General features: G+C 57.6%; 24 protein-coding genes. 9 read left to right on the forward strand and 15 right to left on the reverse strand.

The window, feature by feature from the left end:
* Positions 1–147: 147 nt before the first annotated feature.
* Positions 148–2,406 carry a DNA topoisomerase IV subunit A gene (parC, locus tag ACOTZP_RS12045; protein WP_154052025.1) on the reverse strand — a complete coding sequence of 753 codons (2,259 nt, stop codon included), beginning with the start codon at positions 2,404–2,406 and terminating at the stop codon, positions 148–150.
* A 118-nt stretch (positions 2,407–2,524) separates the two neighbouring features.
* Positions 2,525–2,926, reverse strand: coding sequence for a YgiW/YdeI family stress tolerance OB fold protein (locus tag ACOTZP_RS12050; protein ID WP_022649408.1), 402 nt, complete (start codon positions 2,924–2,926; stop codon positions 2,525–2,527).
* A 139-nt stretch (positions 2,927–3,065) separates the two neighbouring features.
* Between ACOTZP_RS12050 and qseB the strand changes: the two genes are divergently transcribed.
* The 6 genes from qseB to ACOTZP_RS12080 all read left to right on the forward strand — a co-directional run bounded on the left by qseB (position 3,066) and on the right by ACOTZP_RS12080 (position 7,261).
* Complete coding sequence (gene qseB, locus ACOTZP_RS12055) at positions 3,066–3,725, forward strand: quorum sensing response regulator transcription factor QseB (RefSeq protein ID WP_022649409.1); 660 nt, start codon at positions 3,066–3,068, stop codon at positions 3,723–3,725.
* The gene (gene qseC, locus ACOTZP_RS12060; protein ID WP_023306956.1) at positions 3,722–5,071 is read left to right on the forward strand and encodes a quorum sensing histidine kinase QseC; all 1,350 of its coding nucleotides are present in this window, start codon (positions 3,722–3,724) and stop codon (positions 5,069–5,071) included. Before qseB ends, qseC begins: the two co-directional genes overlap by 4 nt.
* Positions 5,072–5,175: 104 nt before the next feature.
* Entirely contained in the window at positions 5,176–5,757 is a 582-nt protein-coding gene (locus ACOTZP_RS12065) for an NAD(P)H-dependent oxidoreductase (RefSeq protein WP_022649411.1), read from the forward strand.
* A gap of 30 nt (positions 5,758–5,787) precedes the next feature.
* Positions 5,788–6,102 (forward strand): putative quinol monooxygenase, encoded by a 315-nt coding sequence (locus ACOTZP_RS12070; RefSeq protein WP_003862506.1) that lies wholly within the window; start codon positions 5,788–5,790, stop codon positions 6,100–6,102.
* A 151-nt stretch (positions 6,103–6,253) separates the two neighbouring features.
* The gene (gene lysM / locus ACOTZP_RS12075; RefSeq protein WP_022649412.1) at positions 6,254–6,694 is read left to right on the forward strand and encodes a peptidoglycan-binding protein LysM; all 441 of its coding nucleotides are present in this window, start codon (positions 6,254–6,256) and stop codon (positions 6,692–6,694) included.
* Positions 6,695–6,733: 39 nt separating this feature from the next.
* Positions 6,734–7,261 (forward strand): hypothetical protein, encoded by a 528-nt coding sequence (locus tag ACOTZP_RS12080; protein WP_023298611.1) that lies wholly within the window; start codon positions 6,734–6,736, stop codon positions 7,259–7,261.
* Positions 7,262–7,273: 12 nt separating this feature from the next.
* Here the strand turns inward: ACOTZP_RS12080 and ACOTZP_RS12085 are convergent, their stop codons facing one another.
* From ACOTZP_RS12085 to ACOTZP_RS12095, 3 genes are read right to left on the reverse strand one after another with little or no spacing between them, the layout of a single operon-like run.
* Positions 7,274–8,461: a glycoside hydrolase family 88 protein gene (locus ACOTZP_RS12085; RefSeq protein WP_023298612.1), complete on the reverse strand. Its 1,188-nt coding sequence runs from the start codon at positions 8,459–8,461 to the stop codon at positions 7,274–7,276.
* 28 nt (positions 8,462–8,489) lie between these two features.
* Complete coding sequence (locus ACOTZP_RS12090; RefSeq protein ID WP_022649415.1) at positions 8,490–9,755, reverse strand: oligosaccharide MFS transporter; 1,266 nt, start codon at positions 9,753–9,755, stop codon at positions 8,490–8,492.
* A 31-nt stretch (positions 9,756–9,786) separates the two neighbouring features.
* Positions 9,787–11,601 carry a DUF2264 domain-containing protein gene (locus ACOTZP_RS12095; protein ID WP_271075127.1) on the reverse strand — a complete coding sequence of 605 codons (1,815 nt, stop codon included), beginning with the start codon at positions 11,599–11,601 and terminating at the stop codon, positions 9,787–9,789.
* Positions 11,602–11,767: 166 nt separating this feature from the next.
* On the opposite strand from ACOTZP_RS12095, the gene ACOTZP_RS12100 reads away from it, so the two are divergent.
* Positions 11,768–12,607 carry an AraC family transcriptional regulator gene (locus ACOTZP_RS12100; RefSeq protein ID WP_154052027.1) on the forward strand — a complete coding sequence of 280 codons (840 nt, stop codon included), beginning with the start codon at positions 11,768–11,770 and terminating at the stop codon, positions 12,605–12,607.
* 29 nt (positions 12,608–12,636) lie between these two features.
* Here ACOTZP_RS12100 and ACOTZP_RS12105 read toward each other — a convergent pair whose 3' ends face one another.
* The 5 genes from ACOTZP_RS12105 to ACOTZP_RS12125 are packed head-to-tail and all read right to left on the reverse strand — an operon-like array spanning position 12,637 to position 17,298.
* Complete coding sequence (locus ACOTZP_RS12105; RefSeq protein ID WP_015571883.1) at positions 12,637–13,512, reverse strand: MurR/RpiR family transcriptional regulator; 876 nt, start codon at positions 13,510–13,512, stop codon at positions 12,637–12,639.
* The gene (locus ACOTZP_RS12110; RefSeq protein WP_023306962.1) at positions 13,509–14,459 is read right to left on the reverse strand and encodes an iron-siderophore ABC transporter substrate-binding protein; all 951 of its coding nucleotides are present in this window, start codon (positions 14,457–14,459) and stop codon (positions 13,509–13,511) included. The genes ACOTZP_RS12105 and ACOTZP_RS12110 overlap by 4 nt, the downstream gene beginning before the upstream one ends.
* Before the next feature lie 9 nt (positions 14,460–14,468).
* On the reverse strand, positions 14,469–15,509 hold the full coding sequence (locus ACOTZP_RS12115; RefSeq protein ID WP_058677020.1) for a FecCD family ABC transporter permease: 1,041 nt from the start codon (positions 15,507–15,509) through the stop codon (positions 14,469–14,471).
* Positions 15,506–16,489 carry a FecCD family ABC transporter permease gene (locus tag ACOTZP_RS12120; RefSeq protein WP_022649420.1) on the reverse strand — a complete coding sequence of 328 codons (984 nt, stop codon included), beginning with the start codon at positions 16,487–16,489 and terminating at the stop codon, positions 15,506–15,508. Before ACOTZP_RS12120 ends, ACOTZP_RS12115 begins: the two co-directional genes overlap by 4 nt.
* Positions 16,486–17,298: an ABC transporter ATP-binding protein gene (locus ACOTZP_RS12125; protein ID WP_271075126.1), complete on the reverse strand. Its 813-nt coding sequence runs from the start codon at positions 17,296–17,298 to the stop codon at positions 16,486–16,488. Before ACOTZP_RS12125 ends, ACOTZP_RS12120 begins: the two co-directional genes overlap by 4 nt.
* A gap of 384 nt (positions 17,299–17,682) precedes the next feature.
* Between ACOTZP_RS12125 and ACOTZP_RS12130 the strand changes: the two genes are divergently transcribed.
* Positions 17,683–19,812, forward strand: coding sequence for a TonB-dependent siderophore receptor (locus ACOTZP_RS12130; protein ID WP_271075125.1), 2,130 nt, complete (start codon positions 17,683–17,685; stop codon positions 19,810–19,812).
* A gap of 126 nt (positions 19,813–19,938) precedes the next feature.
* On the opposite strand, the gene parE is transcribed toward ACOTZP_RS12130, so the two are convergent.
* From parE to nudF, 5 genes are read right to left on the reverse strand one after another with little or no spacing between them, the layout of a single operon-like run.
* Entirely contained in the window at positions 19,939–21,831 is a 1,893-nt protein-coding gene (parE, locus tag ACOTZP_RS12135) for a DNA topoisomerase IV subunit B (RefSeq protein ID WP_023306966.1), read from the reverse strand.
* A 28-nt stretch (positions 21,832–21,859) separates the two neighbouring features.
* On the reverse strand, positions 21,860–22,441 hold the full coding sequence (gene yqiA, locus ACOTZP_RS12140) for an esterase YqiA (RefSeq protein ID WP_022649423.1): 582 nt from the start codon (positions 22,439–22,441) through the stop codon (positions 21,860–21,862).
* On the reverse strand, positions 22,441–23,268 hold the full coding sequence (gene cpdA / locus ACOTZP_RS12145; protein WP_023298619.1) for a 3',5'-cyclic-AMP phosphodiesterase: 828 nt from the start codon (positions 23,266–23,268) through the stop codon (positions 22,441–22,443). Before cpdA ends, yqiA begins: the two co-directional genes overlap by 1 nt.
* A gap of 27 nt (positions 23,269–23,295) precedes the next feature.
* The gene (locus ACOTZP_RS12150; protein ID WP_003862516.1) at positions 23,296–23,718 is read right to left on the reverse strand and encodes a DUF1249 family protein; all 423 of its coding nucleotides are present in this window, start codon (positions 23,716–23,718) and stop codon (positions 23,296–23,298) included.
* Positions 23,715–24,347: an ADP-ribose diphosphatase gene (gene nudF, locus ACOTZP_RS12155; RefSeq protein WP_350366763.1), complete on the reverse strand. Its 633-nt coding sequence runs from the start codon at positions 24,345–24,347 to the stop codon at positions 23,715–23,717. The genes ACOTZP_RS12150 and nudF overlap by 4 nt, the downstream gene beginning before the upstream one ends.
* 203 nt (positions 24,348–24,550) lie before the next feature.
* On the opposite strand from nudF, the gene tolC reads away from it, so the two are divergent.
* Complete coding sequence (gene tolC / locus ACOTZP_RS12160) at positions 24,551–26,029, forward strand: outer membrane channel protein TolC (protein ID WP_022649426.1); 1,479 nt, start codon at positions 24,551–24,553, stop codon at positions 26,027–26,029.
* The last annotated feature ends 149 nt before the right edge of the window (positions 26,030–26,178 follow it).

A 26,178-nucleotide genomic window follows, 5' to 3' on the forward strand; every position in this document is an offset into this window, starting at 1 on the left:
CTGACAGCTGACAATTATACTTCACCTGTGGCCAGGTAAGGACTTTATTACGAGCGCGTATTGTTAATCGCAACGCACGAATTAACAACGTTTTTACGGGAAATTTTATGGTAATCCCCCTCCGGAAAGAGGGGGGGATGAAACAGGTTACTCTTCGCTGTCGTCCGCTTTGCTGCGCGCCGGCGAGTCGATCTCCACGCGGTCGATGCGCTGCAGGCCACGCATCAGTGAGCCGCGACGTCCGCGCTCGCCAACCACCTTCTGCAACTCTTCCGGACGCAGTTTGATCTTACGTTTGCCGACATGAATGGTCAGCGTGCTCTGCGGCGGCAGCAGGAAGAGATGCGCCAGGCTATCTTCGCCTTTTGCCGCTTCCGCTGACGGGATACTGATGATCTTGTTGCCCTTCCCTTTCGACAGCTCCGGCAGATCGCTGACCGGGAACATCAGCATGCGTCCGGCAGCGGTGATCGCCAGCAGCATATCGCTTTCGTTCTCGATGATCAGCGGCGGCATGACGTGGGCGTTATCCGGCAGGCTGATCAGCGCTTTACCGGCGCGGTTACGCGATACCAGATCGTTAAAGGTGCAGATAAAGCCGTAGCCAGCATCAGACGCCATCAGCAGTTTTTGATCGTCGGCTTCCATCAGCATATGGTCAACCGTGGCGCCCGGCGGCAGCGTCAGCTTGCCGGTCAGCGGTTCGCCCTGCCCGCGCGCGGATGGCAGCGTGATCGGATCAATGGCGTAGCTGCGGCCCGTGGAGTCGATAAACGCCACCGGCTGGTTGCTCTTGCCCTTCACCGCCGCCTTGAAGCTGTCACCGGATTTGTAGCTCAGACCCGGCGCGTCGATATCGTGGCCTTTGGCGCTACGCACCCAGCCGCTCTGGGAAAGCACGATGGTCACCGGCTCGGACGGCAGCATGTCGTGCTCGTTCATCGCCTTCGCTTCTTCGCGCTCATGCAGCGGAGAACGACGGTCGTCGCCAAAGGCGTCGGCATCGGCCTGCAACTCTTTCTTCAGCAGGGTGTTCATCTTGCGCTCGGACGCCAGAATCGCCTGAAGCTGATCGCGCTCTTTTTCCAGCTCGTTCTGCTCGCCGCGGATCTTCATCTCTTCCAGCTTAGCGAGATGGCGCAGCTTCAGTTCGAGGATCGCTTCAGCCTGGGTTTCGCTGATGCCAAAGCGCGACATCAGGGCAGGCTTAGGTTCGTCCTCGGCACGAATGATCTCAATCACTTCGTCAATGTTGAGGAACGCCACCAGCAAACCTTCGAGGATATGCAGGCGCTTAAGCACTTTCTCCAGGCGATGGTTCAGACGGCGGCGCACCGTATCGCGGCGGAAGGCTAGCCATTCGGTGAGGATCTCCAGCAGGTTTTTCACCGCCGGACGACCGTCCAGACCAATCATGTTCAGGTTGATGCGGTAGCTTTTTTCCAGATCGGTAGTGGCGAACAGGTGGTTCATCACCTGCTCCATATCCACGCGGTTAGAGCGCGGCACGATCACCAGACGGGTCGGGTTTTCGTGGTCCGATTCGTCACGCAGGTCGTCCACCATCGGCAGCTTTTTATTGCGCATCTGGGAGGCAATCTGCTCCAGCACCTTCGCGCCGGAGACCTGGTGCGGCAGCGCGGTGATCACCACGGCGCCATCCTCTTTGGTCCATACCGCGCGCATGCGCACGGAGCCGCGGCCGTTCTGGTAGATTTTACGGATTTCCGCACGCGAGGTGATGATCTCGGCTTCGGTCGGATAGTCCGGCCCCTGCACGATATCCAGCAGATCGTCCAGCGAGGTTTTTGGCTGCTCAATCAGGGTGATGGCGGCTTTCGCCACTTCACGCAGGTTGTGCGGCGGAATGTCCGTCGCCATGCCCACGGCGATACCGGTCGTGCCGTTCAGCAGGATGTTCGGCAGACGCGCAGGCAGCATTTTCGGCTCCTGCATCGTACCGTCGAAGTTTGGCACCCAGTCGACCGTACCCTGCCCCAGCTCGCCCAACAGCACTTCGGCATATTTAGACAGGCGGGATTCGGTATAACGCATCGCCGCGAAGGATTTCGGATCGTCCGGCGCCCCCCAGTTCCCCTGGCCATCCACCAGCGGATAGCGGTAAGAGAACGGCTGGGCCATCAGCACCATCGCTTCATAGCAGGCGCTGTCACCGTGCGGATGGTATTTCCCCAGCACGTCACCAACGGTACGGGCGGATTTCTTGAACTTGGCGGTCGCATTCAGCCCCAGTTCGGACATCGCATAGACGATGCGGCGCTGAACGGGCTTCAGGCCATCCCCGATAAACGGCAACGCCCTGTCCATGATGACGTACATGGAGTAGTTCAGGTAGGCGTTTTCCGTGAATTCATGTAGCGCGAGGCGCTCTGCCATATCGCTCATTACGTGTAATTCCTCAACTCAGAAACCGATGGGTTTCAGGCAATATTGCCGCAGATACTACCTCATCTGGCGAGTTGAGTCACAAAGAAAAAGGGCCGCTCATGCGGCCCTTTCCGGGTTATTTGTTCAGCTTGATAACCTGCTTCACGTCGATTTCAAACTCGTTCCAGTCTTTATCGATTTTACCCTGGAGTTCGACTTTATCCTGTGGCGTCACCGTCACGCCGTTCCAGCGCTTGTGGTCGATCTCCACCACCACCGTGCCGCTTTCATCGCGGAAGGTGTAACGGTCATCGGACAGGCGCTCGGTAATATTACCGCGCAGCTTCACCCAGCTGTCGTCCTTCATATCTTTGACTTTAGCCGCGGTAGTGAGGTTGGCGTTATTATCGACAAAGCCACCCTGCTGGGTTTGCGTCTGGGTCTGTGTCGCAGATGGGCCAGAGAAGCCACCCTGTGCAGCAAAAACAGGGGCAGTGGTCATCATCATAATGGCAGCAATTGCAGCGTATTTTTTCATCTTAATCTCTCCCTTTAATGTCGTTTCACAATCCATTAAACAGGGTAAACCTTAACAACTTCTTAAGGGGAAAATTTATTTATTTTTACTGTACAGCAGGCGCTTGCAGAAGGTTTACTGACGGCATCAAGGAGGAAATATGCGCATTTTACTGGTAGAAGACGACAAGCTCATCGGCGATGGCATCAAAGCGGGCTTAAGCAAAATGGGCTTTAACGTGGACTGGTTTACCGACGGTAAAACCGGGCAGGCGGCCCTGTACACCGCGCCGTACGATGCCGTGGTGCTGGACCTGACGCTGCCGGAAATCGACGGGCTTGAGATCCTGCGCGCCTGGCGCGAAAGCGGTAAGAGCGAACCGGTGCTGATCCTCACCGCGCGGGATGCGCTGAATCAGCGCGTCGAAGGGTTACGCCTGGGGGCGGATGATTACCTGTGTAAGCCGTTCGCGCTGATTGAAGTGGCAGCCCGCCTCGAAGCGCTGGTGCGCCGCAGCCACGGGCAGGCGCGCAGCGAGCTGCGTCACGGCAAGGTCACGCTCGATCCGGCAAGTCTTGTCGCCACGCTGGAGGGCGAAACGCTGGTGCTCAAACCCAAAGAGTTCGCCCTGCTGGAACTGCTGATGCGCAACGCGGGCCGCGTGCTGCCGCGCAAGGCCATCGAAGAGAAACTCTACAACTGGGATGATGACGTCTCCAGCAACGCCGTCGAAGTCCACGTTCATCATTTACGCCGCAAGCTCGGCAGCGAATTTATCCGCACCGTGCACGGCATCGGTTATACCCTGGGTGACGCATGAAACTGACCCAACGCCTGAGCCTGAAGCTGCGCCTGACGCTCCTCTTTTTGCTGCTGTCCCTGGCGGCCTGGTTTGCCGCAAGCGTGGTGGCCTGGCACCAGACGACCGACAAGCTCGATAAGCTGTTCGATACCCAGCAGATGCTGTTTGCCAAACGGCTGCTGACGATGGACGTGGACGAACTCCGCGCCCCGGAACGCATGCGCGAGGTGCCGAAAAAAGCCAAACACGGCCATCTTGACGACGATGCGCTGGCCTTCGCAATCTTCACCGCAGACGGCAGCATGGTGCTTAACGACGGTGAGAACGGGCGCGACATACCTTATCACTACCGCCGGGACGGATTTGATGACGGTCGGTTGCAGGATGACAACGACGAATGGCGTTTCCTGTGGCTGACCTCCCCGGACGGGAAATACCGCGTGGTGGTTGGCCAGGAGTGGGAGTACCGACAGGATATGGCGCTGGACGTGGTCAGCTCGCAGCTGACGCCGTGGCTGGTGGCGCTGCCCGTAATGCTGCTGTTGCTGATTGTCCTGCTGAGCCGGGAACTGAAACCGCTGAAAAACCTGGCGCAGACCCTGCGTTCACGCTCGCCGGATGCGACCGATACGCTGCCCACCCACGGCGTGCCGACGGAGGTTCGCCCGCTGCTTGATGCGCTTAACCATCTTTTCGCCCGTACGCAGGAGATGATGGCCCGCGAGCGCCGCTTCACCTCGGATGCCGCTCATGAGTTGCGCAGCCCGCTGGCCGCGCTGAAGGTGCAAACCGACGTGGCGCAGCTTTCCCTTGACGATCCCGGGGCGCAGTCTAAAGCGCTGGGGCAATTGCATGCGGGCATCGACCGCGCCTCCCGGCTGGTGGATCAGCTTCTCACCCTGTCGCGCCTGGATTCACTGGATAATCTTGATGACGTCGAACCCGTGATGATGGCCGATTTGCTGCAATCCGCGGTGCTGGATATCTGGCATCCGGCGCAGCAGGCGGGCATTGATATTCGGCTCAACGTCAACGCGCCCGAGGTGATGCGTCACGGACAGCCGCTATTGCTGAGCCTGCTGGCGCGTAACCTGCTGGACAACGCCGTTCGTTACAGCCCGCGCGGCAGCGTGGTGGACGTGACGCTGAACACCCAAAGCTTTACCGTGCGCGACAACGGCCCGGGCATTTCAACCGATGCGCTGGCGCGTCTCGGCGAGCGCTTTTATCGTCCACCGGGCCAGGACGCCACCGGCAGCGGTCTGGGGTTGTCTATCGTGAAGCGCATCGCGGCGTTACACGGGATGCGCGTCTCGCTGGGCAATGCGCCTGAAGGGGGCTTTGAGGTGACCGTCAGCTGGTAGCCATTATTGCGATGAGCGCAAAAGACTTTGCACATTTTGCTTATTTTTCCGCTCCGTCCTCGCGCGTAGAATACCTGGCATACTCTCAGCATCGAGGACAAATAATGAGCAACATTCTGATTATCAACGGCGCGAAAGAATTTGCGCACTCTAAAGGCCAGCTCAATGACACCCTGACCGAGGTCGCGGATGGTTTCCTGCGCGACGCCGGACATGATGTTAAGGTCGTGCGCGCGGACAGCGATTACGACGTGAAGGCCGAAGTGCAGAACTTCCTGTGGGCCGACGTGGTTATCTGGCAGATGCCGGGCTGGTGGATGGGCGCACCGTGGACCGTGAAAAAATACATGGACGATGTGTTTACCGAAGGTCACGGTTCGCTGTATGCCAGCGACGGCCGCACCCGCTCAGACGCGTCTAAAAAATACGGTTCCGGCGGCCTGTTGCAGGGCAAGAAATACATGCTCTCCCTGACCTGGAATGCCCCGCTTGAAGCGTTCACCGAGCAAGATCAGTTCTTTGAAGGCGTAGGCGTAGACGGCGCGTATCTGCCATTCCACAAGGCGAATCAGTTCCTGGCTATGGAGCCGCTGCCGACCTTTATCGTCAATGACGTAATTAAAATGCCGGACGTCCCACGCTATATCGCAGAATATCGCAAGCATCTCGCGGAAATTTTTGCTTAACTGGTAGCCTGGAATTAGAAGGAGTTAATTATGCTTACCGTTATTGCTGAAATCCGTACGCGTCCTGGCCAACATCACCGCCAGGCGGTGCTGGATGAGTTCGCAAAGATCATCCCGACCGTACTGAAAGAAGAAGGCTGCCACGGCTACGCGCCAATGGTGGACGCCGCCACCAGCGCAAGCTTCCAGGCGACCGCGCCAGACTCGATCATCATGGTTGAGCAGTGGGAAACCGTCGCGCACCTTGAAGCGCATTTGCAGACCGCGCATATGAAAGCGTGGAGCGACGCGGTGAAAGGGGACGTTCTGGAAACCCATATCCGTATTCTGGAGCAAGGGGTTTAAGTTCTGTGAAATTTGCCGGGTGGCACTGCGTTTACCCGGCCTACAACTTCCCTCCCAGGCCCGGTAAGCGTTAACGCCACCGGGCTTTTTTTATCACCTTAACACTCAACTGCTATGCTTATTCTGACTTCATGTTAAACAGGAGGATGGAATGGGTCTTTTTAATTTCGTAAAAGAAGCAGGCGAAAAGCTGTGGGACAATCTGACCGATCATAAGGGTCAGAGCGACAAAATCACCGAGCACCTCAAGAAACTCAACATTCCCGGTTCCGATAAGGTTCAGGTTGACGTCACCGACGGCAAAGCCAGCGTGACGGGCGACGGGCTGACGCAGGAGCAGAAAGAAAAAATCCAGGTCGCCGTCGGCAACATCGCAGGCGTCAGCGAGGTGGAGAACAACATCACCGCGACAGATGCCAAAGATGAAGCTACTTACTATACGGTAAAATCCGGCGATACCCTGAGCGCGATCTCTAAAACCGTGTACGGCGATGCTAACCAGTACAACAAGATTTTTGAGGCTAACCGCCCTATGCTCTCCAGCCCCGATAAAATCTATCCCGGCCAGACGCTGCGTATTCCTAAAGCATAACGTCTAAAACAGTCGGTTCACGTCGCGCAGAGGAACAGAATGAAAATAGCTTGTCTTGGCTGGGGTTCGTTAATCTGGAAAAGCGGCGCGTTACCGGTAGCCGGTGAGTGGCAGACCGACGGGCCTTCTTTGCCCGTCGAGTTCTGTCGGGTCAGCGATGGCGGTGAACTGGCGACCGCCATCTGTATGAATGCCCCTGCCGTGCCGGTGCTTTGGGCATGGCTGGAGGCCACAACGTTGAGCGTGGCCTGCCGCGCTTTGCGTGAGCGCGAAGCCATTCCCGAGGATCGCTGCGATGGTATTGGCTCGCTGCTAATCACCGGACGCGACACGGGTATCCTGACAACATGGGCCAGGGAGAAAGGTATTGAAGCGATCATCTGGACCGGGCTCCCGCCGAGAAGCGCGTCACAGGAAGGCAGGGTTCCTGCCGTGGACGAAGCCATCGCTTATCTCGACGGCCTCAGCGGAGAGACCCGCAGCCATGCGCGGGACTATATTTGCCGCGTGCCTGCCCAGCTTGATACGCCCTACCGGCGCGTCATTAAAGACGTGCTTGGATGGTAATCCCCCGGCCAGTTACCAGTACAGTTTCCAGCTCCGGGTGAAACGCACCAGCGCCTCAACGTAGAAGTAATCTCCCCAGCTTGCGCACTCATCCACGCCTTTGTTGCTCCCGAGGTGGTAAACCGAGTGTTTAAGCAGCCCGTTGCCCTTTTCTTCTCTCCCCATCAGATAGTGTTTCGTCAGTGACGACATAATCCCTTTAGCCCACTCCATATAGCGCTCGCGATCCGGATCCGTGACCGGCAGGTGTTTCACCAGCTCCAGCAGCCCACATACCGCAATCGCCGCCGAGGAAGAATCACGCAGCGCGTCGGTGCCCACCAGCGCCAGATCCCAGTGGCAGACGTAGTCTTCGGGCAGGCGATTGAGGAAGTAGTTCGCCAGCCGTTTTGACAGGGCGATCATCGTCTCGTCGCCGGTATAGATATAGCTCAGCAGGAAGCCGTAAATTCCCCACGCCTGCCCGCGTGACCAGCAGGAGTCGTCGGCGTAGCCCTGCTGGGTGTTGCCGTAGCGCGGTGCGCCGGTTGTCACATCCATATAGTAGGTGTGGAATGTGGAGGCATCGTCACGAATGAGGTACGTCGCCGCCTGCATGACGTGCGCTTTTGCGGCGTCGGCAAAGCGCGGATCGCCCGTCTGCTCCGTTGCCCAGTAGAGCAGCGGCAGGTTCATGTTGCAGTCGATGATCATCCGCCCGGCCTGGTCCGGATCGGAGAGATCGCCCCACGCCTGGATGATCTTCGCCTTCTCGTGGAAGCGTTCCAGCAGAGCTTCCGCCGCCAGCAGCGAGAAGCCGCGCGCCTCGCGGTTTCCGGTCAGCCGCCACGCGGCTACGCAGGAGAGCGTGTAGAGGAAGCCTAAATCGTGGGTGTTGGTGTCGTTGCGCCCGGCGATGCGCAGGCCAAACGAGCGCACGTGTTTTTCCGCCATCGCGCGGAATTTTTCCTCGCCGCTCATCTCCCATGCCAGCCATAGCTGCCCGGTCCAGAAGCTGGTGGTCCACTCCACGTTGTCAGTCAGCGGATAAAAACCGTTCTGGCAGGTTTCCGCCGGGAATTTGTCGCCGAACTCCGTTAAATGACGGCTAATCAGGTCCAGAACGTGGCTGCGCGCCGAATTCAGTTCATCGCTGAATGCGCGGGAGTCAACGGGCGCAGCGATAACAGGCAGACGTTCTTCTTTGATACGACTTAACATATTTCGGTTCCTTCTTTGACGGCGTAATTTATCGTGTTGACGTTTCTGCTACGTTCAGCGCACGAGCCCCGCGCCATTTGCTCTGACAGGCGGATAACGTAAAAGCAGAAATAAGGGTAAAGGTCAGCGCCGTTGCGCCCATGATGATATAGGTGTGCTCAAAGCCAATACGGTCATACATATACCCGGCTGGGGAAGAGACCACCACGTTGCCAACGTAGAGCATTGCCTGATAGCCGAGTAAATACATGGTGGCATTGACGCGCTTGTCGAAATGCTCGGCGATATATTTAAATACCGACACCAGCAGGAGACAAATTTCCAGACCGTACAGCGGCTTAAGCACTGAAATTAACAGGTGAGAATCACACATGCCGGAAATAATCAGACGCGCCCCGACCACCAGCCCGACAATTAATAGCCCGCGTTTGGCGCCAATAAAGTTCACAAACAGCGGGACCACCATATACATGACAAATTCCATGCCCGACTGCACGGTCCCGAGATAACCGAATACCGCGTTGCCCTCATGAATATCATCGAAGAAGGTGACGAAATAGCGCGAGAACTGCTGTTCGGCGATAAACATCATCCACGCCACGCCCGCCACGTACAGGCAGAAGGCCCAGAATTTGCGGTTTCGCAGCAGGGCGTAAACGTCTGACGGGGCGATTTTCTCTTTCGTCAGCACCTCGCCCGCGTGAATGGAGTTAGTGTTCACTTTCAGGCTCAGCAGGACGATCAGCATCACCACCGACGCCACGCTGCCGAGAATAAAGTTATACGCCGGTGAGAGGTTAAACAGCAGGCCGGAGAAGGACGATGCCACCGCCCAGCCGAGCGAACCCCACATGCGAATTTGCCCGAACTCCATGCCGTTTAAGCGGCTAAAGCGGTCAGAATACGATTCGCACGCCGCCACACCCGCGTACCAGGCAAAGCTTAAATAGAGCGCGCCGATAATAATCCCCAGCAGGGTATTAGACATTAACAGCGGCTGGTATACGTAAATAAAGAACGGCGCCATCAGGGCCGACATGATCACCACAAAATAGAGCAGGTATTTGCTCATGCCGATCTTATCGAGAATATAGCCGTAGATCGGTTTAAGAATAACGGAGAATATCCCGTTCACCGCAAAAACGGTTCCAATCACCGAGCCGCTGAGATTGGCTTTCTGGCCAAGCCAGATCGCCAGCAGTCCAATACTGGCAGACCAGGTAAAGAAATAGAGAAAGATAAAGCTACTGATTTTGTAATATTCAGTTCTGTTAGTTGTCGATGTGCTTTTCATATCATCCTCGCCGACGTGTAGGGCCAGATTTTTATAATGTGAACGACAGCTTACGTTCGCTTCCGGGTTCGCTAATGACGACCCGGCTATGGGTTATATTCAGCTGCGGCGTCGCCGCAACGGGCTGTTTTCCGTCAGCCAGAACGGCGCAACAGAGCCAGCTTTCCCCTTGCGGGAGGTCGGCCTTTAACAACGGAATGGAAGCGCACTCCGCAAACATAATGCTGCTGTTCGGCGGCGTGACGATGCTGTCTGGCTGGCGGTGAATGACCGGCGAAAGATCGACAATGACGCTGCTGCCGTTTTCAGCCATCAGATAACAACCGCGATCGCGCACCTGGTGGGCGGTTTTCATCACCGCAAAGCCGCCCTCGACGGTTTGCAGAGTGCGCGCGCTGTTGATGCGGTGCAGGCGCAGGTGCCACTCCCCGAACGGGATCTGCCAGGTCGCAATCTGCACGTCGCGCCACGGCGACCAGCGCGAGAAAATGTAATGTTCATCCACCCGAACCTCTTCGCACTCGCGACGACCGCGGAAATAGTCATCTTCGTCCGCCAGCAGCAGCATGGAATCGCAGGCGGCATGCTTCAGGCCAAAACGCCCGCGCTCAATGGTGAATCCGAAGCGGCTGGAGTAGGCAAATTTGGTGTATTTCGCTTCGGTGTTGACGTAGTTATTCAGCTCCAGCTGACCAGCGGTGAGCATGACGACGTGCTGCGAATCTTTCGAATGCATCAGGATCTGCTGCGCATGCGGGATCACATGTTTTTCAGCAAGCGCGGGCAGCGGCTGCTCGTCGGCCTGCCAGAACGGATGCGCCTCCGGCAGCGCCAGGATCAGGTAGGTTTTCAGCGCCCAGTACGGTGAACCGGGGGAGTTGTAATCCTCGCACATCGCCAGGTTCGGATACGCAAACCCCAGGGTAAGAATACCGTCGCGATCGACAATCGACTGCTGCTGCCACCAGCGCAGATGCCGCAGCACAATGCCCTTCACGATACCCGGGGTGAAGACGTCCAGCTGAGAAAAAGCCACCGCGCTCCAGAAGGCAACCATGGCAAAGCGGTAGGTCAGGCTGCGGCCAAACGGCACCGAGGCACCATCGGCGGCGGACCAGTAGATAAAGTCTTCCGCGAACAGACGCGAGCGCTCGCGCAGCACCTTTGCCCTCGCCTCGTCGTCACTCAGGGTGGCGTAAATCAGGCCGTAAAAATGGAAAGCCATGGAGATGTAATAGTCTTTCGGGCGGCCGGGACCGTCGGAGTACCAGCCGTCGCCGAGATAGTAGGCATCCATCAGCGCAAAGCGGTGGTCAATGGCGGCCTGATCGTACGGCAGGCCGGCGCGCTTAAAGCCGAGCTGGACCATAATGGCAAAATAGTTCCAGTTGCTGTCCGGCATCTGCGCGTCGGTGATTTGGTTGAGCCACGCGTGCAGGTTAATCACCTCGCGCCCGGTAAAGTGCGCGGTGAGTTTATCTCCCAGCAGAGCGAGCCCCAGACCGTAGGCCGCCATCTCTACCAGACGCTGATCGTACGGGCCGGTTTCACCCCAGTAGCCGGTGCTTTGCGGGTCGGTACCAAGCTTAATGGCAGTAAGGTACTTCTCGCTGAACGGCGTGCTTTCGCCGGATGCCATCAGCGGGAACAGCCCCCACAGCGCGCGGGAAAGTCCCTCCATCTGCACAATATCCGCTGTGTAATGGGCGCAGGTATCACCCAGCGAGAATCGTGAACGGTTCGCCGGAAATTGCGTATCCAGCGCCTGTAAAAGTGCATTCAACGACGCCACTACCTCCTGGCGTGAAGACAACGGATTTGATTTTTCTTTGTTTGCCGCCCACATCGGTTCGCCCTCGTAATCAACTGCGGCAAAGCATAGTGAATCCGCAAGGGGCAGAAATGTTAGCCGTGTCACAGGCATGAACGATGAATAAACCTCCAGTTGAGAAAATTTAAAAAGGTGGTTTATAAAGACGGTCAGACGGGAAAAAGTTGAGTTTTATTGCACTATGAGCGACACGCCGACATCCGATCTTCTGGAACTGATCGCCCTGAACGATACCGTGGCCTCGTTCAGCCGCCTGTTTGCCAATACCGTGCGCTACCATCACTGGCACCAGTGTCTGGAGATCCTCTATGTGGAAGAGGGCTTTGGGGTGGCGATTGTCGATAATCGTCACTACACCATGCGCCCCGGACGGCTGTTTTTCTTCCCGCCTTTTACGCTGCACAAGGTCATGGTGGACGAACAGGCGGAGGCAATTTACCGCCGCACCATTATTCATCTCGACCAGCACGCGGTGCTGAAGATCCTGCGGGATTTTCCCCAGACCCGGCAGCGTCTGGAGCGGCTGTCACGCCGTGGCGGCGAAGCGTGGGTCGCCGATTTAGCCCACTTCCATCATCATATCGACCATCTGTTTAGCTGCTATAAACCGCCGATGAACGGCGAGAGCATCGCCAGCCTGCTGATCGGCCTGTTCGCGATGCTGCCCGACGATCGCGACGGCGAGCCGGGAAACAGCCAGGGGATCGCCAGCCAGGTGATGTTTTGGCTCGACGAGCATTATCAGGAGAAATTTCGTCTGGATGCGCTGGCCAATGAGCTGGGAAAATCCCGCAGCTACGTATCGCGAAAATTCCATGCGGAAACGGGCGAAAAAATTCACGACTACCTGAATACGCTAAGGTTGCGTAAGGCGTGTGAGTGTTTACTCCACACTGATTCGAGCGTGCGTGACATTGCCGCACAGACGGGTTTTTCCGACGTGACGTGGTTTATCAGCGCGTTTAAAAAAGGGATTGGCGAGACGCCGCTGCAGTACAGGAAGAACCATCGTGCGGTTTGACGCCCGCACCCACGGGGAAAGGGGGAAAATCAACCGCTCTTCTTGCCCGGCTTTAATCCGCGGTGTAACTCGTTGATGCGCTTCATCGACTTGATGGTGCGCTGCGGCTCGGTGGAGGCGACGGACAGAATAATCATCTCCAGGCATAGCAGCACCGTGCCGTGCAGCGGGATTTTGCCCTTCTCGCCGCCGCGCGGGACGTGGATCACTACGCTTGCCTCTTTGCTAAAGCGCGAGTCAGTGGCGTTGGTCAGCAAAATGGTGGGAATACCCAGGCGCTTCGCTTCGCGCAGCGTGGTCTGTCCCTCCCGGTGCGCGGATTTTTGCGCCATCATTACCAGCACGTCACCGCGCTGTAGGGCAATCAGCTGTTCGGCGAGGCCAATACCGGTGCGGTTGAGCGGGATCGCAGGCAGGCCTATACGGCTAAACAGTCGCGAGGTGTACTCAGCCAGAATGCCGGATGCGCCAATGCCAAAAATAGCGACCTGTCTCGCCTGCGCCAGCAGCGACACCGCCTGCGCCATCGCGTAGCGGTTGCCCGGTTCGGACAACACCGCGCAGGTGTGTTGATGGCCTTCCAGCACAAAATCGATGCTCGCGTCGACGTCGCTGGTAAGCGTGTTTACCGTCGTGGACATCTTCTCGCTGGAGGTGACCACCGGGCCAAACCACTGCTCCAGGGTCTGCTTGAGATCCCGCAGCCCGCCAAACCCAAGCGCCTGAATGGCACGTACCACGGTGGCGTCCGAGGTGTGTAGCACAGCGGCAATCTCCATTGCCGTCTGCTCCATAACCGCTTCACGATTTTCATTGATATAGCTCGCCACCTGCAGCAGGCGCGGCGTCAGCTGGTGCGCCCGCGAGCGGAGGCGGTCGCCGTAGACATCAATTTTTCGGATCATCTTGCGGCCTCCGGCAGCGGACGGCCCGCTATCTGCGACTGCACCTGCGCGGCCATCAGCCCCAGCGAGGCAAATGAATTTGAGATCGCTTCCTCGCGGGAGATGAGCACGTAATGCCCGGTTCGGCAGGCGTTGAGAAACTGACACCAGCCCGGCATCACCGCATCCATCGCCGCCAGCTCGTCCTGCGGTTTTCCGCCGGTGTCCCCGCGCCAGGTTGCAAAGACAAAGTCAGCATCCAGCTCCGGCAGACGCTCGGCGCTGACGTCGATGCGCCCGCCCTCCGGGATGCTCTCAATCAGCGGCGGGAACCTGAACCCTGCGTCGCGCAGCACGCGCCCAAGCGAGTGGTAGCTGTGCATGGCGTTGATTTTGCCCTGATTGGCCTGAATCACCGAGACGGTCAGTTTGCTCGTATCGATGGTCGCCTTTAGCGCCTCGATCTGCTCCTGATAGCGACGCTCCAGAATCTTCAGCCGCGCCTCTGTCCCGGTAAGCTGCGCCAGCTTGCGGTAGATCTCCGGCGCGCCGCCGTCGAGGTGATCGATACTCACCGTCGGGGCAATTTTTTCCAGCTGTTCGACCGGCGTGTTGCGGGTCGGCTCGGTGATGATAAGATCCGGCTTCGCCGCGGCGATGGCTTCAATATCGATATCGGCGGTGCCGATGAATGTGATGTCGGAATTATCAAAATCGATGCCCGTCAGCATGCCGCTGGAGCGCAGAAAATGGCTGCCGTCCGGTCGGGTACGGCCATGGCTGGCAACCGGCGGTACGCCAAGCTCGATCAGCGGAATGGTGATATCCAGGTCGTGCAGGGACACAATCCGCTTCGGGTTAACCGGCACCACCACTTTGCGGTTCAGGTCGTCAGTAAACGTCTGCGTTGGCTCTGCGGCTCCTGCAGCAAATCCCACCAGCACCAGCATTGCAAAAAATACGCGCATTTCTATCCCCTAAAATCGATCCCGACGCTGCCAGAGCAGCAGCAGGAAAAACGGTCCGCCAATCAGTGAAATGACAATTCCCGCCGGCAGCTGCAACGGGAGAAATGCCAGCCGCCCGACGTTATCCGCCAGCAGCACCAGCAGCGCGCCCAGTACGGCACTTCCCGTCAGCAGTGCCGTTTGCCCTCCGCGCAGCAGCAGGCGCGCCATGTGCGGGGCAATCAGCCCGACAAAGCCGATACTCCCCACGCAGGAGACGCAGGCCGCGGTGAGCACCACGGGGGCAAACACGCGCAGCAGCGCGAGGCGTGAAGTCCGCACGCCCAGCCCCGTCGCAGTGTGGTTGCCGAGCAAGGCTACGTCTGCGGCGCGCGCGGTTAAGAGCAGCAGCGCAAACGCCGGCACTGTCCAGGCAGCAGCGATGCTGACCAGCGTCCAGCTTGCCGCATGCAGACTCCCCGCCAGCCACAGCATCGCCGTCTGGACGTCGCGCACGTCGGCGGTCGTCATAAAGACCCCCATCGCGGCGGCAAACGCCCATGACACGCCGATGCCGATCAGGATGAATCGCGGGCGCGAGATATCACGCGCCAGCGCCACTACCAGCAGCGCGGTCAGCAGCCCACCGGCCATGCCGATAAGTGGACGCCAGTACGGCCCCAATCCCGGAAACTGAAAAATCAGCAGCAGCACCGCCGCGCTACAGCCCTCTTTCACGCCGATAAGTCCGGGGTCAGCAAGGCCGTTGCGGGTAATGGACTGCATGGCCGCCCCCGCCATGCCGAGCATCGCGCCGCACAGCACCGCCATCAGCAGGCGCGGCAGGCGGATATCCATCACAATGTAATGCGCATCCGCCGTCAGACGTTCAGGATAAAACAGCGCACGTCCGATGGCGGAAGCAGGAATGGGCAGCGAGCCGTGCGTCAGGCCAAAACTTAGCAGCAGTAAAACGGCAAGGGTTAAAACGGTCAGATACAGCAGCGCCCTCGGGCGAACCAGCGCCGAGAAGGAGGAAAATCGTACTGCCCTCAATCCAGCCCGGTTCATTTGAACATCCTTGACGCCATAAGGATAAAGACCGGCGCGCCGACCAGCGCAGTCATCACGCCGGTTGCCAGCTCATACGGCGTAAACAGCGTGCGGGCGGCGATATCCGCCATCAGCAGAACCAGCGCCCCGCAGAGGGCTGAGAGCGGCACCATCACGCGCAGGTCCACCGATACCAGACGGCGAATCAGCTGCGGCACAACGAGTCCGATAAACCCGATCGGTCCGGCAACTGAAACCGCCGCGCCGCACAGCAGGGCGATGGCCAGCAGCGCGAGCAGGCGCGTTTTCAGCAGCGACACGCCAAGCCCCTGCGCCATTCTGTCCCCCAGCGCCAGCATGTTCAGCGACGGCGACAGCCAGAGCGCCAGCGCAAAACCCACGGCAGCGGCCCCCGCGGCGCTAGCGGTCGTCTCGCCGATGACTCCCGCCACATCCCCCGCAAGCCAGGTCCGCATGGCCAGCAGCGTCTGTTCATCCAGAATCAACACCGTGGCGGTTATCGATGAGGCAAATGCCGACATCGCCACGCCGCACAGCGTGACCTTCATCGGCGTGAGACCGGTACGCCCGGATGAGGAGAACGTTAGCACCAGCAAAAAGAGCGCGGCGGCGCCGGCTGCGGCTATCAGAGGGCGGCCAAACGGCAGCGACAGCCCGAGGGCACTCGTCAGCACCACCGCCAGCGCCGCCCCTGCATTTAGCCCCAGGATATGCGGCTCGCCGAGCGGGTTGCGGATCACTGACTGCAGCAGCACGCCCGCGACGCCGAGCGCCGCGCCCGTCACCAGGGCGGCGCACAGCCGCATCAAGCGCAGCCTGACGATCACGCTATGCTCAAAATTGCGCGGGTCGAAGTGGAAAAATGCGTCTACTACCGTCCGGGGGGCGATAACGCGCGCCCCGATGCTCAGGTGCGCAATCGCGCCTGCCAGAAGCAGCAGCGTAAACAGAATAAAGGCCACAGACGTGCGCATCATGGTTTGTCGACAGCCTGACGGAACGGCATAAAGAACGGCTTGCCGGTCAGCGGGTTAACCGACATATGCACGTCGACATCAAACACCGCTTTGATCAGCTCCGGCGTGCAGGCGTCGCCCTCATGCAGTACCCCCTCAACCTTTCTCTTACGTAAAAAGACCAGCGAATCACCGTAGTTCACGGCGAAGTTGAGATCGTGCAGAACCACCACCACGGTGCGCCCGTGCCGGCGCGTCAGCGTGTGCAGCAGTTCGAGGATCTCCACCTGGTAGCGAAGATCGAGGTACGTCGTGGGTTCATCCAGCAGGATGTAGGGCGTTTGCTGCGCCAGCACCATGGCGATCCAGCAGCGCTGGCGCTGGCCGCCGGACAGGCTTTCAACCAGATGATGGGCAAACTCTGCCGTTCCGGTCAGGCGTAACGCCTCCTCCACGGCCCGCTCGTCTTCTTCGCTCCACTGGCGCATCACGTTCTGCCAGGGGAAACGTCCGCGCGAGACCAGCTCAAATACGGTTAACCCTTCTGGAAGCAGCGGAGACTGCGGCAGGATCCCGAGCTGGCGGGCGACCGCTTTGGTTGGCTGCGAGTGGATGGCTTTGCCGTCCAGCACCGCGCTGCCGCCGAGCGGTTGAAGCAGCCGCGCGAGGGTACTTAACAGCGTCGATTTTCCGCAGCCGTTTGCGCCCACCAGAACAGTCATTTTCTGCTGGGGGATCGCAAGGGAGATATCATCAACGATGATTTTTTTCTGGTAACCCGCGGAGAGGTTCTCAAGAACCAGTCCCGGCTTTTTGATGTAGTGAGCCACGTGAACGCCAACGTAAGAAAAAAAACCAACAAATAAAAATAAAACTCATTCTCTTTTGTGAGTTTGCCGCCGCGCCATGTAGTAGTCAAGCGAAGATACACCCTGTAAACCCCAGGGATAACTGAGCATCACTGCACAAATTAAAATTCATTTTTATCAACTATTTTCAATGCCTTAAAAAAGAAACCAACGCGTATTAGCCAGAGAGAAACCTCTGTAGCGAAATTTTTATTTATTCCATTTACTACTACATCCCCTCATGCTTGAATGATTCTCAATTACAAGTCCGATGCCGTAGAGGCTAACGGACAGACCGTAAGGGCAATGACTCACACATTCTTCCGCGAGCATTTCATCGCAGGATATTTTGGGAAAACAGATGTAATGGCTAAGTTCACACCTTCATTCGCCGGGGTAAAAGGGCGCGCGCTCTTTTCACTCCTGTTCATGGCGCCTCTGGTGCACGCAGCAGCAAAAGACGGTGAGACGCTTACCGTCACTGCCGACCCTTACGCTTCCACCGACGCCACCAGCGGCTATCAGCCCCTGAACACCTCCACCGCCACGCTGACCAACATGCCGATGCTGGACATCCCGCAGGTGGTCAATACCGTCAGCGATAAAGTGCTGGAAGACCAAAACGCGACCACGCTCGACGAGGCGCTGTATAACGTCAGCAACGTGGTGCAGACCAACACCCTGGGCGGCACGCAGGATGCCTTCGTGCGCCGTGGCTTCGGCGCAAACCGCGATGGCTCGATCATGACCAACGGCCTGCGCACCGTGCTGCCGCGCAGCTTCAATGCCGCAACCGAGCGCGTGGAGGTGCTAAAAGGCCCGGCCTCGACCCTTTACGGTATTCTCGACCCCGGCGGCCTGATTAACGTGGTGACCAAACGCCCGGAGAAAACCTTCGGCGGCTCGATTTCTGCCACATCAACCAGCTTTGGCGGCGGTACCGGACAGTTTGACGTCACCGGTCCGATTGAAGGTACGCGTCTGGCCTATCGCCTGACGGGGGAGTATCAGGACGAGGATTACTGGCGTAATTTCGGCACCGAACGCAGCACCTTTATCGCCCCGTCTTTGACCTGGTTCGGCGATGATGCCACCGTGACCGTGCTCTATTCGCATCGCGACTATAAAACGCCGTTCGATCGCGGAACGATCTTCGATCTCAACACCAAAAAGGCCGTCGACGTCGATCGCAAAACCCGCTTTGATGAGCCATTTAACGTGACCGACGGTCAGTCCGACCTCGCTCAGCTTAACGCGGAGTATCGCCTTAACAGCCAGTGGACCGCGAAGTTCGACTACAGCTACAGCCAGGATAAGTACAGCGATAACCAGGCTCGCGTGATGGCCTACGATTCAAAAACCGGCAACCTGACCCGCCGCGTGGATGCGACCCAGGGTTCGACCCAGCGTATGCACACAACGCGGGCAGATTTGCAGGGGAACGTGGACATCGCGGGCTTTTACAATGAGATCCTGACCGGCGTGTCGTATGAGAATTACGATCTGCTGCGTACGGACATGATCCGTTGTAAGAACGTTAAGGGTTTCAATATTTACAACCCGAGCTACGGCAGCCTCGGCAAGTGCACCACCGTCTCGGCATCCGACAGTGATCAAACCATCAAGCAGGAGAGCTACTCCGCTTACGCGCAGGACGCGCTGTACCTGACCGATAAATGGATCGCCGTTGCCGGACTGCGCTACCAGTATTACACCCAGTACGCGGGCAAAGGCCGTCCGTTTAACGTCAACACCGACAGCCGCGACGACCAGTGGACGCCGAAGCTGGGCCTGGTATACAAGCTCACGCCGGCAGTCTCCCTGTTTGCTAACTATTCCCAGACGTTTATGCCGCAGTCGTCCATTGCGAGCTACATCGGCGACCTGCCGCCGGAAACGTCGAACGCGTATGAAATAGGCGCTAAATTCGACCTGTTCGACGGCATTACTGCCAACATCGCGCTGTTTGATATCCACAAGCGCAACGTGCTGTACACCGAGAGCATCGGTGATGAAACCGTCGCCAAAACCGCGGGCCGCGTGCGCTCGCAGGGTGTCGAAGTGGATCTCGCCGGATCGCTGACAGAGAACACCAACATTATCGCCAGCTACGGCTATACCGATGCGAAGGTGCTGGAAGACCCGGACTACGCGGGCAAACCGCTGCCGAACGTGCCGCGCCATACCGGCTCCCTGTTCCTGACGTACGATATTCACAATGCGTTTGCCGGGAATACGCTGACAATTGGCGGCGGCGGGCACGGCGTGAGCCGTCGTTCAGCGACTAACGGTGCGGATTATTATCTGCCGGGCTATTTCGTAGCGGATGCATTTGCGGCGTACAAAATGAAGCTGCAATATCCGGTGACGCTACAGGTGAACGTGAAAAACCTGTTTGATAAGACCTACTACACGTCGTCGATTGCGTCCAACAACCTGGGCAACCAGATTGGCGACCCGCGTGAAGTGCAGTTTACGGTGAAGATGGAGTTTTGACGTCAGTGCGAGGCGTTCCCCTCACCCTAACCCTCTCCCCAGAGGGGCGAGGGGATCGATCGTAGGCCCGGTAAGCACAGCGCCACCGGGCAAAAAAAAGCCCTGCATCGCAGGGCTTTTTCAGCATCAGGCTTCAATATCCGCCATATCGCCTTTCTCCTGCAGCCAGTTACGTCGGTCTTCCGAACGTTTCTTGGCAAGGAGCATATCCATCATGGCGTTGGTTTGCTGTTCGTCTTCGTCGCTGATCGTCAGCTGCACCAGACGGCGCGTGTTCGGATCCAACGTCGTTTCGCGAAGCTGCATCGGGTTCATCTCGCCCAGCCCTTTAAAGCGCTGCACGTTCGGTTTGCCCTTCTTGCGCTTCAGCTGTTCCAGCACGCCCGCTTTCTCTTCTTCCGTCAGCGCATAGTAGACTTCTTTGCCAAGGTCGATACGGTACAGCGGCGGCAGCGCCACGTGGACGTGACCGTTTTTCACCAGCGTGCGGAAGTGCTTCACGAACAGCGCGCACAGCAGCGTGGCGATGTGCAGACCATCGGAGTCCGCATCCGCGAGAATGCAGATCTTGCCGTAGCGCAGCTGGCTCAGATCGTCGCTGTCCGGATCGATGCCGATCGCCACCGAGATATCGTGTACTTCCTGCGAGGCCAGCACTTCATCAGACGAGACTTCCCAGGTATTCAGGATCTTACCCTTGAGCGGCATGATCGCCTGATATTCACGATCGCGCGCCTGCTTGGCCGATCCGCCCGCCGAGTCCCCTTCCACCAGGAACAGCTCGGTGCGGTTGAGATCCTGGGCGGTACAGTCCGCCAGCTTGCCCGGCAGCGCGGGGCCGCTGGTCAGTTTTTTACGCACCACTTTCTTCGCCGCGCGCAGACGACGCTGGGCGCTGGAGATCGCCATTTCAGCCAGCATTTCTGCGGCCTGAACGTTCTGGTTCAGCCACAGGGTAAACGCATCTTTCACCACGCCGGAAACAAACGCCGCACACTGGCGTGACGACAGGCGCTCTTTAGTCTGACCGGCAAACTGCGGATCCTGCATTTTCACGGAAAGCACGTAGGCGCAGCGGTCCCAGATATCTTCTGCGGAAAGCTTCACGCCGCGCGGCAGAATGTTGCGGTATTCGCAGAACTCGCGCATCGCATCCAGCAGACCCTGACGCAGGCCGTTGACGTGCGTCCCACCGAGCAGCGTTGGGATCAGGTTGACGTAGCTTTCCGTCAGCAGCTCACCGCCTTCAGGTAGCCACAGCAGCGCCCAGTCCACCGCCTCGGTATCACCTTCGAAATTCCCGACGAACGGTTTTTCCGGCAGGGTCGGCAGGCCGTTAACCGCTTCGCACAGGTAGTCGTTCAGACCCTTTTCGTAGCGCCAGCTCTGTTCGGTGTTGTTAACGTGATCTTTAAAGGTGATTTCTACGCCTGGGCACAGCACCGCTTTGGCTTTCAGCAGGTGCGTCAGGCGGGAAACAGAAAAGCGTGGGCTGTCGAAGAAGCTTTCGTCAGGCCAGAAATGGACGCTGGTGCCGGTGTTGCGTTTACCGCACGTCCCGACGACCTGCAAATCCTGCACTTTTTCGCCGTTTTCAAACGCGATGTTATACACCTGGCCGTCGCGACGGACGTTCACTTCCACGCGCTTTGACAGGGCGTTAACCACGGAGATCCCCACGCCGTGCAAGCCGCCAGAGAACTGGTAGTTTTTGTTGGAGAACTTACCGCCCGCATGCAGACGGCAGAGGATCAGCTCAACGGCAGGAACCCCCTCTTCCGGGTGAATATCCACCGGCATGCCGCGGCCATCGTCGATGACTTCCAGCGACTGATCGGCGTGCAGGATAACGTCCACGCGTTTGGCATGACCTGCCAGCGCTTCGTCCACACTGTTATCAATTACTTCCTGGCCCAGGTGGTTTGGGCGCGTCGTATCGGTGTACATCCCCGGGCGGCGGCGAACCGGCTCAAGCCCGGTGAGTACCTCAATGGCATCAGCGTTATAGGTTTGCGTCATGATTTAAGCTAGCAATTCGCATTGATTGTCAGTGGCTGTGCAGTCCAAGAAAATCGACAATCTGGGTGAAATGATCTTCAAAGCCCGTGAAAGCATGGTTTCCGCCCTCTTCTACAGTCTGGCGGCAGGATGCGTAATACGCCACTGCCTGGCGGTAATCCAGCACTTCATCTCCCGTCTGTTGCAGCAGCCAGATAAGATCGGGCGCTTCAAGCGGGTCGACCTGCATAACTTTGAGATCGTAAATATGGCGTGACTCTAGCACATATTGTTGGCCGGTGTAGGGGTTCTCGTTTTCGCCAAGAAAGTCCCTTAACAGCTCAAATGGCCGGACCGCCGGGTTAACGACGACAGCGGGCACCATAAAGCATTGCGACAGCCAGGTGGCGTAGTAGCCGCCGAGGGACGAGCCAACAACGCCAAACGATTCGCCGCCGTGTTCAAGCACAATCGATTCCAGCATTTCTGCCGCGTCCGCCGGATAAGGGGGCAGCTGCGGAATAATCATCTCCACGTGCGGATGATGTTCGCTCAGCCACTGGCGAAACTGCGTCGCCTTTGCGGAACGCGGAGAACTGTTGAACCCGTGCAGATAGAGGAGCGTCGACATCAATAGCCTTCTGAAGCGGTATCCGGGCGGAACTGCGCGCCAGCCAGACGGCACACTTCGGTGGTCAGCGAGCCGTCGGCATGCAGGTCCAGCCAGCGCCAGCCCGGTGCGATGGTGTCCAGCGTGAAGTTAGCGCAATGGGGCTTGAACTGCACGCAGGTGGACGGCGTCGCGAGCAGGCGGCGACCGTTCCAGTCAAGATCCTGTTCCTGGTGAATGTGCCCACACAGCAAATTTTTCACGCGCGGGAATTTCGCCAGCACGCTATCCAGCGCCGCAGAGTTGCGTAAGCTGTGCTGATCAAGCCAGCTACAGCCCGCCGGCAGCGGATGATGATGCAGTAACAGCAGCGTATTACGATTCGGTTCGGCGGCCAGTTTTGTCTCCAGCCAGTCAAGCTGATAGTCGCTCAACTCACCGTGCGGAACGCCAAACACCTGACTGTCGAGGAGCAGAATTTGCCACTGGTCCCCCGTAAAGACACATTTTGCCGGCGAAATCCCCGCCTCCTGAAGCGAACTGTACATGGCGGGCTGAAAATCGTGATTGCCCGGTAGCCAGACGCAAGGCACACTAAAGCTCGCAATTCCTTCGGCGAAATGCTGATAGGCTGCGGAGGATTGATCCTGCGCCAGATCGCCTGTCGCGACGATCAGATCGCATGGCCGCTTTTCAGCATGGATCGCGTCAAGAACCGCCTGATAACTCTCCCAGGTGTTCACGCCCAGAAGCGTCTCATGCTTTTCGGCAAAAAGGTGGGTGTCGGTGATTTGTAATATCCTGACTGGCGCCCCACCAGCAACAGTCAGGTTCAACAGGCTTTCCAAATGGTGTCCTTAGGTAGGTTTATGACGCTAACAAACCGGAATCGCCATTGCTCCATGTGCTAAACAATATCTTAGCCAGTCGGCTAAAAACTGGTTAATTTGATGCTTTTCGTCGCGTTGATGCAACTTTTTATTCGGATAATCATACCGCGCTTTGAAGCGAAAGATCTGCTGGCTTGAACACACTTCAGCGACCATCGCATCATGATAAAGACGTACCGTCATCGACGGCAGGCTCCAGTAGCTGATGCTCGGCGCCGTTTGCTCAATTTCCACCAGCGTAGTGTAGCGCGTTGATTCTGTTATCGTTAACCGATACTGCGCGTTGCTCACCTGATAGCTTACCGTTTCGCCGGGCGCGTCGTTTCGCGGCAGCAGGCGGCGCAGCTGGGCGAAATTGGTTTCGCACAGGCGCATCATTTCTGGGAAGTCAGGTGTATAGCGCTTCATTTTTTCCACTCGTTTCGTAAATTCTGATGATGCAGTTGCAGCCATTGCAAGGCGATGACAGACGCTGCGTTGTCGATTAAACCCTCTTCTACCCATTGGTAAGCCTGCTCCCGACTCACCACATGAACCCGAATATCTTCGTTTTCATCTGCCAGACCGTGGATCCCTTTCGCTGTCGTGGCGTCCACTTCGCCCACAATAATAGATGAGCGTTCCGTTGTTCCCCCCGGACTTGCCAGGTAGCTCAACACCGGTTTCGTCCGACCGATCGCCAGGCCTGCCTCTTCCAGCGCCTCACGGCGAGCAACGTCTTCGACCGACTCACCCTCCTCGATCATCCCGGCCACCATCTCCAGCAACCACGGCGTTTCGCTGGTATCATACGCCGCAATACGGACCTGCTCGACCAGCACGACTTCATCACGCACTGGGTCAAAGGGTAGCAAGACTGCCGCATGCCCGCGCTCAAAAATTTCGCGTTTGATTTCACCGCTCATTTCACCGTTAAACAGGCGATGCCTGAAACGGTAAAGTTCCATTGAAAAAAAACCGCTATAAAGCGTTTCTCGTGCAATAATTTCTACATCGTTTTTGGCGAAGGTGACAGGCACGTTTTCTGGTTTTTGCATCGGTCGAGTCCTGGTAGCAATGGTGATGAAATTGTGAATTTCAAGGCTGTTTGGCTGCCGTTTGTATGGCTATATGGTAGATTGGAGCAAATTACCGCCAGATGGCACGTTACGCCAACCTTTTGGTGTGGATGATTCTGTTAGAATCGGCAATTATTTTTAATTAGATCAGCGCTAATACTGCTTCACAACAAGGAATGCAAATGAAGAAATTGCTCCCCATCCTTATCGGCCTGAGCCTGACGGGCTTCAGTGCAATGAGCCAGGCAGAGAACCTGTTACAGGTCTACCAGCAGGCACGTCTGGGCAACCCTGATTTACGTAAATCAGCGGCCGATCGTGATGCTGCGTTTGAAAAGATTAACGAAGCACGTAGTCCACTGCTGCCGCAGTTAGGCTTAGGTGCAGATTATACCTACACTAACGGTTTTCGCGATAACAATGGCATCGACTCGAATGCCACCAGCGCCTCTTTACAGCTTACACAGACCCTGTTCGACATGTCCAAATGGCGTGAACTGAGTTTGCAGGAAAAGAGCGCAGGCATTCAGGATGTCACCTATCAGACCGATCAGCAAACGCTGATCCTGAATACCGCGACCGCCTATTTCCAGGTGCTGAGCGCGATTGACGCGCTCTCCTATACCGAAGCGCAGAAACAGGCGATTTACCGTCAGTTAGATCAAACCACCCAGCGTTTTAATGTGGGTCTGGTTGCGATCACTGACGTGCAGAACGCCCGTTCACAGTACGATACCGTACTGGCTAACGAAGTGACCGCACGTAACAACCTCGACAACGCACTGGAAGCACTGCGTCAGGTCACCGGTAACTACTATCCTGAGCTGGCCTCTCTGAACGTGGACAGTTTCAAAACGGACAAACCGCAGGCGGTTAATGCTCTGCTGAAAGAAGCGGAAAACCGTAACCTGACCTTATTGCAGGCGCGCCTGAGCCAGGATCTGGCACGCGAGCAGATCCGCCTTGCACAGGATGGTCACCTGCCAACCCTGAGCCTGAGCGCCTCTACCGGCGTATCGGATACCAGCTACAGCGGGTCTAAAACGACGTCTCAGGCCTATGACGACAGCAACGTTGGCCAGAACAAAGTGGGCCTTAGTTTCTCTCTGCCGCTGTACCAGGGCGGGATGGTTAACTCTCAGGTGAAACAGGCGCAATACAACTTTGTGGGTGCCAGCGAGCAGCTGGAAAGCGCGCACCGCAACGTGGTGCAGACCGTGCGTTCTTCCTTTAACAACGTCAATGCCTCTATCAGTAGCATCAACGCTTACAAACAGGCCGTTGTCTCTGCGCAAAGCTCTCTGGACGCGATGGAAGCAGGCTACTCCGTCGGTACGCGTACCATCGTTGACGTGTTAGACGCAACGACCACACTGTATAACGCGAAACAGCAGCTCTCCAGCGCACGTTACCAGTACCTGATTAACCAGCTGAACATCAAGCAGGCGCTGGGTACGCTGAACGAGCAGGATCTGCAAATGCTGAACAGTACGCTGGGTAAACCGGTATCCACGTCGCCTGACAGCGTGGCGCCGGAAAATCCAGAGCAGGATGCCGCGGTTGATAACTTCAACGCTAACGGCAGCGCCCCGGTTGCACAGCCAGCGGCAGCACGCAGCACCTCACCTGCCAGCAGCGGCACGAATCCGTTCCGTAACTAAGTGTGTCATCAGGCCCAATGCGGCCTGATGCCCTCACCCCAGCCCTCTCCCACAGGGCTGAGGGTTCCCCACAAATTAATGCGAGCACTGAGCAATCCCCTCGCCCCTCCGGGGAGAGGGTTAGGGTGAGGGGAACATACGGCGGTGGT

The organism is Enterobacter cloacae complex sp. SYL001 (assembly GCF_049237025.1).
In the GTDB taxonomy this organism is placed as follows: Bacteria; Pseudomonadota; Gammaproteobacteria; order Enterobacterales; family Enterobacteriaceae; genus Enterobacter; species Enterobacter intestinihominis.